At 59.2% G+C, this 9,526-nt stretch carries 8 protein-coding genes; 1 reads left to right on the top strand and 7 read right to left on the bottom strand.

Annotated features, from left to right (window positions below; translation table 11 throughout):
* Positions 1 to 23 precede the first annotated feature (23 nt).
* Positions 24 to 4,529: a PA14 domain-containing protein gene (locus tag K2Z83_RS22860; RefSeq protein WP_220597488.1), complete on the top strand. Its 4,506-nt coding sequence runs from the start codon at positions 24 to 26 to the stop codon at positions 4,527 to 4,529.
* Between the two features lie 78 nt (positions 4,530 to 4,607).
* On the opposite strand, the gene K2Z83_RS22865 is transcribed toward K2Z83_RS22860, so the two are convergent.
* The 7 genes from K2Z83_RS22865 to K2Z83_RS29345 all read right to left on the bottom strand — a co-directional run bounded on the left by K2Z83_RS22865 (position 4,608) and on the right by K2Z83_RS29345 (position 9,326).
* Entirely contained in the window at positions 4,608 to 6,338 is a 1,731-nt protein-coding gene (locus K2Z83_RS22865) for a tetratricopeptide repeat protein (protein WP_220597489.1), read from the bottom strand.
* Between the two features lie 121 nt (positions 6,339 to 6,459).
* Positions 6,460 to 7,104, bottom strand: a complete 645-nt coding sequence (locus K2Z83_RS22870) for a hypothetical protein (protein ID WP_220597490.1) — start codon at positions 7,102 to 7,104, stop codon at positions 6,460 to 6,462.
* A gap of 16 nt (positions 7,105 to 7,120) precedes the next feature.
* A complete protein-coding gene (locus tag K2Z83_RS30160) occupies positions 7,121 to 7,429 on the bottom strand; it encodes an HNH endonuclease (RefSeq protein WP_370650266.1) in 309 nt (102 codons plus the stop codon).
* A gap of 134 nt (positions 7,430 to 7,563) precedes the next feature.
* The gene (locus K2Z83_RS22880; RefSeq protein ID WP_220597492.1) at positions 7,564 to 8,148 is read right to left on the bottom strand and encodes a hypothetical protein; all 585 of its coding nucleotides are present in this window, start codon (positions 8,146 to 8,148) and stop codon (positions 7,564 to 7,566) included.
* A gap of 14 nt (positions 8,149 to 8,162) precedes the next feature.
* Positions 8,163 to 8,672 (bottom strand): hypothetical protein, encoded by a 510-nt coding sequence (locus K2Z83_RS22885; RefSeq protein ID WP_220597493.1) that lies wholly within the window; start codon positions 8,670 to 8,672, stop codon positions 8,163 to 8,165.
* Positions 8,673 to 8,977: 305 nt separating this feature from the next.
* The gene (locus K2Z83_RS22890) at positions 8,978 to 9,211 is read right to left on the bottom strand and encodes a helix-turn-helix domain-containing protein (RefSeq protein ID WP_220597494.1); all 234 of its coding nucleotides are present in this window, start codon (positions 9,209 to 9,211) and stop codon (positions 8,978 to 8,980) included.
* Positions 9,195 to 9,326, bottom strand: a complete 132-nt coding sequence (locus K2Z83_RS29345; RefSeq protein WP_255604428.1) for a hypothetical protein — start codon at positions 9,324 to 9,326, stop codon at positions 9,195 to 9,197. Before K2Z83_RS29345 ends, K2Z83_RS22890 begins: the two co-directional genes overlap by 17 nt.
* Positions 9,327 to 9,526 lie beyond the last annotated feature (200 nt).

Here is a 9,526-nt window from a genome sequence, read left to right on the forward strand (position 1 = left end):
AGATCACCGTACAAGGAGGCATTGTGAATCGCCCACATCGTATACTGCACTCCCTTACCATCTTTCTCCTGGTCGTGTATGTTGCCTCTCTGGCTGTCTTCCCTCCTACTACGGCTTCTGCATCGACCCACACCGAAACACGATTCAGTGCTGTATTCGATGCATTCAACGGCGGGACAACCATTAAATTAAGCATCTGTGGTAATGGAAACAACTATCGATTTCGATCAGAATATGCAACGACATCTCAGGTACTCTGGGATCATACGTATGGTGCGGTCAACGGATGCACCCCTGCATACTGGGCAGTGGTTGGTGCAACCATCGGGGAGCGTTTTCGCTTCTACTCGATGGTGCTTGATCAGCCACTGAGCGACGAGGAATTTCTGCGTCGCGCCCAAGTCTACGAGTATGTTGTCACAGGTGCCTCATCTATCAGCGGTGGCCCGATCAGTCGCAGTTCCCCGCAGATGGTGGTATCTAACCCAGCATCTAGCAGCACTGTGCAGGGTGTGGTGAACGTAAATGGCTGGGCGATTGATCTGAACGCTACCCAGGGCACTGGAATCGATGGCGTCCGAATATACGCTACCACGAGACGGGGCGAGCAGTTGCTTGGCAATGCGTCTTATGGTCTCCCCGATAGCACATCTCATAGTGATTCGCGCTTCACCAATAGTGGCTTTTCTCTCAATGTCGATACCGCCACACTATTGAATGGATCAGCGACGCTGCGGGTTGAACAACACAGCACAATCTCTAATCAGTGGACTTCCCAGAACATCCCTGTGACCATCAACAATCCGGTACCCACCTGCGCGCCTGACAGCTATCAGGCTGAGTACTTTGCCAATGTGACGCTCACCGGGCCGCCTGCGTTCACCCGCTGCGAGTCTCAGATCAACTACGACTGGGGTGTAACCAGCCCAGGCGGTGGTTTGGGCACAGACAATTACTCAGCGCAGTGGACGAGCAACCCAACCTTAGCTGCCGGTACCTATACGTTCTCCGTTCGAGCCGATGACGGCGTGCGGGTATGGGTTGATGGCGAACTGATCATAGATCGATGGTATTCACAACACCCAACTAATTACTGGGTCACACGTACACTTGCTGCGGGCACACATCAGATCCGAGTGACCTACGTCGAGTACACCGGATCGGCTGTCATCCAGTTTCATTATGGGCAGGAGGCTCCTCCATCGATACCAGCAGCCCCGGATACCTGCCCCCCAGGATACTTCCGTGCTGAATACTTTGATAACAAGACCTTAGCGGGAACGCCTGCCTTCGTCCGTTGCGAAGACGAAATTAACCGTGATTGGTCACAAGGAAACGTTGGCTACAATATCGGTAGCAATGCGTTTTCTGCGCGCTGGTCTGGGCGGTTACAATTCAGTGCTGGAATGTATGACTTCACCCTCAATGCTGACGATGGAGCGCGCCTATGGTTGGACGGTGAGCAGATTATCGACATGTGGAGTAGTACCGCAACCCGCCCACAGACAGTATCGCGCGCCATCACCTATGGCCCCCATACGCTGCGTGTCGAATATTTTGACGATACGGGAGGGGCATCCGTACAGCTCCGCTTCTCATCAACAATCAGCACCGTGTCACCAGATAGTGCTATTGCCAACGCCGGTGACGTGCCGATCGTGATCAAGGGAGTAGCGGTGCAGGATATTGCGTCTATCCGTATCGGCGGGGTTAATCTTACCCAACTCAAGCAGCCCGATAGCACCACCATCCAGGCGGTGGTTCCGAGTGCGGCATTGCTCCAGGGCGCAGGTGCCTACGATGTCGTGGCAGTCGACGCGAGCGGGCGAGAGACGCGCATTCCACAGGGCTTTACCGTAAAGCCACCAGATCCTGTCCAGCATCTGGTTCGGGTCATGGTGGTGCTGGCCTGCGATAATAACCTTGGTCAGGGGACGCGGAATAGCTGTAGGGAGTTGCTCGATCAGCTTGAACTGGCTGTACATGCCAACCCGACAAACCTGAGCATTGCTGTCCTGCTAGACGAACCAGGCCCGAACAACAGCTACTACTATATGGTTCAGCCTGATGCGCAACCGCATGTTCTCTTTGATTACCAGGAGGGAGTTAATCGGTTCCATGTCCCTGGGGGCGAGGTCGATACCGGCGACCCGAACACGCTGATCAGCTTCGCCGGATGGGCGCAGGGGCAATCTCGTGGCACCTACAAGTTCCTGAGCCTGGTAGGCCATGGCGGCGGCTGGGCCCCGAGTTTCCCAATCGTGAAGCCCCGATTCATTCTACATAAGCCCGCTGCGGGTGGTATCCTGATTGATGACACACCCTGGAATTTAACGACGGTCTATCCCCAGAGTGAGGCAACGACATCGCTGGCCACACGGCCAATGGCAGATGCCCTGCGGGCGATTGCTGACGGCTACACTCTGGATGTTCTGTACCTCGATGCCTGCCTGATGAGCGCTGTCGAGGTTATGGCTGAGCTTGGGCCACGGGCGCAAACAGCGGCTCCAGTTCACTATGTGGTTGCTCACGAGAACCTGAGCTATGCGCTCCATATCTATGAGCCATACCTACGTGGTATTGCGAATGATACGTCTGCGAGTGCTTTTTCGCTCCAGATTGCTAAAGCGGTGCGTGACTCATGGAATAGCAATGCGCTGCCTGATGATCCACCACTTCCTGCTGAGGTCAACGTCATCGATACAACACAGATGCCAGCTGTGACCACAGCAGTTGACCAACTCGGGCAGGCACTACTTCTCGCTCTACCGACACAACGTGAAGATATCACCGCAGCAATTCAAAGTACACTACATCTGGATGAGAATGATGATGGGGCGCTCAACACCAAGGATGGGTTTGTCGATCTGGTGGGCTTGAGTAACGCGCTGCTGGTACAGCCGGGGCTGCCGAAGGATATTCGCGATGCTGCGGCTGCTGTGCTTAGTGCCGTACCAGAGGTTCTTCCTAAACGCTACACTCAAGATGGTCCCTCCAGGCTAGGGCTGATGTGGCCGATCCAGCAACTCGGTGGTCTCTCGATCTACCTTCCGCTCGCCTACAATAACCGAGAGACACGGGCATATTTCTACAATGTCGCGTCACTCCCAGTTTTCGCCGGCTCAACTGCGTGGGATGAATTCATCCAGGCATGGCTTGTGCTTCCAACGGACGCGGAGATTCCAGCCCCATCCGTTGCCTGTAATGATGACTGTCTGATCACACCACGCCATATTACGCTTAAGGTAGCGCCGCCAGCGGTGGCCGCACCCAACGATTTGATCCAAGTGCCAGTGATCATTGAGGGCGTTACAAGCAGTGATGATCTCTATGGCATCCAGTTTGAGGTGATGACATCTGATAAGAATGTGCTTGAGCCAGCTACAAACAAAAAGCCGACCATCACCATCACACCTAGCCACGGTCTGCTGGTGGACTTTAAAGCGACAGAGTTGAGCTGGACGGGCTTGCTACAGCAGTCATCATCTGTTGACACACCGCTGAGCGGAAATCGGAAGGTGGTCAATCTGCCGTTCTATGCGCGAGGTCAAGGGTGTGCCGATCTTACAATCACACAGCACCTGTTGCTGAATCGCGATGCGGGAGAGCTAAATCACTACATTCTGCCAGCGCAGGTGTGTGTGGGGCCAAGCGGCGTGGGCGGCTCGATCTTCCTTGAGCATCGACCACGAGGCCCGTTCACTGGCGCTCAGGTGACTTTGTCGAATACAGAGAAGAGCTTTGTAGTGTCCACCGATGTCGATGCATCCGGTGCCTACGTCTTCACTGACGTGCCGCCTGGCTCATACCAGATCGTTGTGCATCATCCGCTCTATATGCTAGCTGAGCGCGATATTGTGGTAAATGCGTCTGGCATGATCGCAGTCCCAGCCATTGGGCTCTGGGCCGGCGATATGAACCAGAATCGAAGGATAAGCAGACTGGATTGGCGTGTGTGTTCGGCGGCGAGCATCCCCATCGATGATCCGACCTTCGACATTGATGTTGATGGATCGACCAACTTGCGCGACTGTATGTTCGTTGAACGTAACATTGGTCGCAGCGCTATGGCAACGACGAACCCAACTTACTTGACTAGCGCATCCGCTAATTCGCTTGCCGCAGTAGGCCAGGCCACAAACCAACTTGCTACCGACACCTCGCCCATCAATATTACTGTTGACAGTGCCTCCACTGCAATCATCGCTGTGAACCAGGGGGCTGATGCTTTCTTCGGAATGGGCCTGCGGCTCCAGTTGCCCTTCGGGATTACGGTTGATCAAGTCATCCCACTTGATAGTCGAATCACGGCTGATGGTATCATCTGGCACCAAGAAGGCCAACGGCTCTACCTTATCGTCGCAGTAGAAGGTGATCAGCCGCTGCAATCGCCAATAGATCTGGTACAGCTACATTTCCAGGGTACACCGGCTGGGGGTGACATGATCATCACCCAGGAGTCTGGGCACTTGGTGTCCGAGAGCGGCCCCTTGTATCAGGTGTTCATACCTTTGATCGTTAAGCAATAGACTTTAAACGAAGAGGGCGTCACGGGAGATCGCCTCTCCCGCGACGCCCTCTTCGTTTAAAGTCTACCATGAGGGAGGCTATTCGCTAGTGGCTTGATATTTCGCATATGCTTCATCAAGCAGGCGCTTAGTCTCTCGCGTTTCGTCATGCTCTGCTCCGTATGCTGCCCTGTGAATTTGATGCGCTTGATCGAAATAATCAATAGCAGCCGGAAGATTTTCCTTGCTCCTATATATTTCGCCAATATTGCACATTAGAGTGCCAACTTGTGGATGTTTTTCTCCCAGTAAACGCTTAAAGATGGAATATAATCGCTCGTAAATAGCAAAAGCTTTATCGATTTCTCCGGTGAGATGATATATTACAGCAAGATTGTGTTGAGTGTGCAAGGTGTGTCTGTGATTTTCACCCAGAATAGAAATCTGAAGAGATAATGCTAAGGTGAAATATTTCTCGGATTGTATATAGTCATGACGAAAACCATACACTGCTCCAAGGTCACTGTAAGCGAGGGCAATATCTTGGTTATATTCAATATTTTTTTTAATCTTAAGAATACGGATAGATTCGACTAAATCTTCCTCTGCTTGCTGCAATGCATCAGCCACTGGTACTAAGTCGGAAGTAGTAAGCGGAATATCTGGGGTATCACGCCAGAACCAGGCACGACTGCGCAGACTCCGTGCTACATCGGGATGGTCAGGGCCAAGCTCTTGGGTGCGAAGTGCTAATGCACGCTCACAGTAACGCCACGCCTCTTGATACTCCCCAATGAGCGAGAAATACCTCACAGCTGCGACCCTATCGATCCCGCGCAGGTCGAGCAGCCGGCGCTCGCCGCTGATCGGCGAGACGGCGATAGCGACCAGCGGGAGGGTCTTGCCCTCGGGGGTGCGGGTCGTGGGCAGGCGGCGGAGCAGGGCCGGCTGATCTTTTAATTCGCGTGGCACAAAGCCGCCCATGTAGACAAACCAGTCAAAGCTGTTGCGAAAGGCTGCCGTATCGCCGCTACAGCCGAGCGAGGCCGCCGTATCGCCGTGGGCCGCGCCGAGGAATGAGATGCCGAATTTGCGGCCCTCCTTGAGCAGGCGGAGCAGCAGGCGGCCCGGCGGGTCCTCGTCTTTGGCATGCCCGATCTCGGAGGCGACGGAGCCCCACTCGTCGCCGGCCAGCGCGAAGCGCGCGAAGCGCGCGGCGGCGTCGCGGCTGAGGATCTGGGCGCGCTTGGTCAGCTCGCCCTCGGCGCGCCGCAGCAGCGCGTAGATCGCCGCGAAGTCGCGGCCGCCACCGATGGTGGTGGCCGACGCCGGCCACTTATCCGGGTGGGCGTGGGGGTCGAGCACGTAGGCGCGCCAGGGGCGGGCGGCGATCAGGGCGTGGAGCAGGGTGGTCTTGCCGCTGCCTGGGCCGCCGACGAGCAAGATATTGGGCGACTGGGCCAGCTCGGCGAGCGTGATCACCGGCAGGGCGGGGGCGTCATTGCCAGTCTCGGCGAGCGGGTCGTTATCGCCCCAGGCGGGCAGGGCACGGCTCGCGCCAGTGGCGTCAATCTCGCGCCAGGGCGCGGTGAGCTGGCGCCACTGCTGGCGGGCGGTCGCCGCGCCGTCGCTGAGGGCGCGGCGCTGGGCGACGGGCAGCAGCCGGGTTCCCACATCTATCCAGCCGGGCTGGGCCTGGACGATCAAATACGCGAACCAGATGGTTGGGATAATGCCCCACGGCCCGAGGAAGTACCAGGCGGCGGCCATCAGCAGGGCCACACCGAACTCGCGCGGGCGCAGGTCGGTGTCGGGTGGTGGTGATTTCATAGCTGCTCCGTCATCTCGGTTTGGGTCGCAGACGACGCGAAGGCGTTTGGATCGCGGACGACGCGAAGGCGGGCGAATGACACGAACGCGAAGGCGCGGATGCGCGAAGGCGCGGAGGTGGTCATGCATCGATGGTTCGCGTTTTCCGCCCGGTTTCGTGTCGTTCGCGATCAGGTGCGACGATGGCCGCTGCGAGGTAGAGCAGGGTGGCGACGGCGAGAATGGTGGCGGACTGGAGGATCACCGAGACGATGACGGTGCCGAGCGCGGTGGCGAGCAGGCGGGCCAGCCCGGCCAGCGGCCACCAGCCGAAGGCGGCGTCGTACCAGGGGTTGCGGGCGGCGATCTGCCAGAGCGCGGGCCAGTCGGTGATCAGGTCGAAGCCCAGCGACACTTTGACCAGGAAGCCCAGGGCGGGCACGCTGACGAATCGCGTCAGGCCGATTTGCACGGCGGAGGGCAGCAGAGTGAAGCCGAGGCCGAACAGGAGCAGGATGAGCCCGGCGGTGGCATCGTCGGCGCCGGCGCGGGTGGCGGCCGCGCCGACCTCGGCCTTGGCGGCGCTGCCGTCGCCAATCAGGTCGGCGAACCAGAGCCAGGTGGAGGAGAGGTCGTAGCGCCACCAGAGGTAGGCCAGGGGGCTGAGGATGAGCAGCAGGCAGGCGAAGATGAGCAGCGCGCCGCCCCGGCTGAGCTGACGAATGCGTGGGGCGAGCTGGCCCATGGCGGTGGGTACGTCCATCATGGTGATAATGGCGCGGAACATAGGTTATCTCCTTCGTTTACCCCTCCCAGACGAGCGGTCGCCAGTCGGGCGGGATGATGCCATCGCGGAGGGCGGCGCGGATCATGCCCTGGTGCTCGTGGCCGGCGCGGAGGACGTGGCAGCGCCGGCAGAGTGTCCGGAGGTTCGCAATCGCGTTTGATCCGCCCTTAGAGAGCGGAATAATGTGGTCGATATGCGCGTGCTCCAGCGGGATGGGCGCAGCGCCGAGGCAATACGGTCCCTGGCAGCGGCCTTCGTCGCGTTCCCAGATCAAATGGCGGCGCAGGGCCCAGCGCTCCCGTGGCATACGTCGATGGCGTTTCATGGTTTATTTTTGGATGTTGGGTGTGGTGGCGACGGGCGGGAGTGATCCCGCCCGCCGCGTCCATGCGGTGCCTTACAATGCCGAGCCGAGCCGTGCCCAGCCGTGCCTTGCCGTGCCATGTCAGGCCGTGTCAGTCAGTCAGTCAGTACGAAGGACTCGAGCGCAAACCGGCCGAACCCGATCTGGCGACCGTTCCCTACCCCGGCGAGGCGACCGGCATCGATCACCACGGCCTCCATCTCCCCGCGCGAGATGATCGTGCGATCCCATGAGATTGCGAAGGTCAGCGCCCAGCCGATGGAAGCGGCAACGCGGTAGCGGACGTTGCGCCCCTTCGTGACGGGGTTGCGGACGCTGCGGATGTCGAGGTAGAAGGGCTGGGTGGGGTCGGTGGTGAGCGGGTCGGGCAGCGGCTGATGGCCGATGATCACGCGCTCGTCGCCGACGGTGAGGGTGGACACCAGCATGGACTGGATGGAGCCGCGCCCCCGTTTGGTGAATTTTGCCCCTTCCTTGAGCGTTCCGAACAGGTAGGTGTCTGGGAGGTAGGGGCGGCGCTCTTCGGTGAGCAGCACCGTTCTGCGCCATTCGGCCGGGTCGTTGCCGGCGACGCCGGAGCGCTCTTTCTTCTCAAGCGGGATGGCGTCGGGGGTGAATGCGTGCCAGAGTAAGGGTCTGATGCCCTGGATGTGTATCCGTGCCGTGAGGATGTTGCTCATACAGAGTGCCCCTTCTATGCGCTATGCTCGTGACCCATCTCTCGCGCGTGGGAAAGGGGGCTTGGTGGCATCGTTGCCGCCCAGTCGGCAAGGATATCGTCGGCCAGGACGGGGTAGCCGAACGCGCTGAGCCAGTCTGCCTGGGCGCGGGCCTGCGCGGCGCGCTGCTCTGACCCGAGCGCGGCGATCAGATCCTGGGCGGCTGCGGGTTCGAGCAGGGCGAGGATCTCAGGGTCGTAGGGCACAGCGCTGCCATCGTCGCGGGGCGGGCGGGCTAGGGGCGAGCCTGCGCGGGCGATCAGCCGTTCCCAGTCGGCGCGGATGCGCGCCACAGCGACGCCGCAGAGGGCGGCGTGGGCCTGGGCCTGCGCGTTGCGGACGGCCGGGCGCATGGCGGACAGGATCGCCGCAGCGCGCGATGGGTCGCTGGAGAGCAGGGCGTCGAGGATGTAGGGGTCGAGGGGTGGTGGCGCGGGCGGCCCGCCGGCGGGGTTGCCGGGGGCGGGCGGTGGGTAAGGAGACATGGTGGCGATCCTTCCGATGACCGGAGGACGCCGTGAGACATGAGGTATAGGTTGTGGCTCACGGCGACCCTCCAGCCAGCCTCGTAAGCCCGAGGCGCTGGCTGCACCGGCGAAGGACAACTCCGGTGCGAACGGCCCCACCGCTGTCGCGGGGTGGGCCGGGATCGCCGCGATTGATGGTACAATCGCTCCCAGCCTCACGCCTGCTATCCCAGGTGTGGGGTGAGCGGCTGGTTGAGGGATCCGACCCCCTCCTCCAGCCGCGTCACTTCATAAGCTAATAGTAACCGGAATTCCGATTAGTGTCAAGAAGGATCGCGATACTTTTTAGGGATGTTGTCGAGGCTGCGCGAGGCGAGGTATTCATCAACGGCGGTGCGGGTTGTAACCCACATCCAGCCCATCTTCCTAGCTTTGAGACGACCTCTTCTTGCATAGTTAACAAGAGTCTCTGATGATAGCCCCGCATACTCCGCCGCCTCAGCGAGCGTGATCAGCTCTCCGACCGTCAGCGGGTCATGTTCAGAAGAATCTGCCATACCACAAATCTACCATCTGATCTGCAATCTGCAATCTGCAATCTACAATGACGGTATGGTAGCCGGGGGCGGGCGGGGCGTCAAGAATCACTGAGGCGATGAGGGGATGAGGCACTGAGATCTCAGTGCCTCATCCCCTCATCGCCTCAGTGATCCTGCTGATAGCGATGGCCTACGCCTTATCGGCAACGGCGTGGCGTGCAATATCGTAGAGAAGGGGACGCATTACCGGCAATGAGGTGCGGGTAGTTGAAGGGGACGTTGCCGGTACTGCCCGGAAGCGGCAATGTGGTATGGGATGGGCCGCGACCAGCT

Source organism: Oscillochloris sp. ZM17-4 (assembly GCF_019599295.1).
In the GTDB taxonomy this organism is placed as follows: domain Bacteria; phylum Chloroflexota; class Chloroflexia; order Chloroflexales; family Chloroflexaceae; genus Oscillochloris.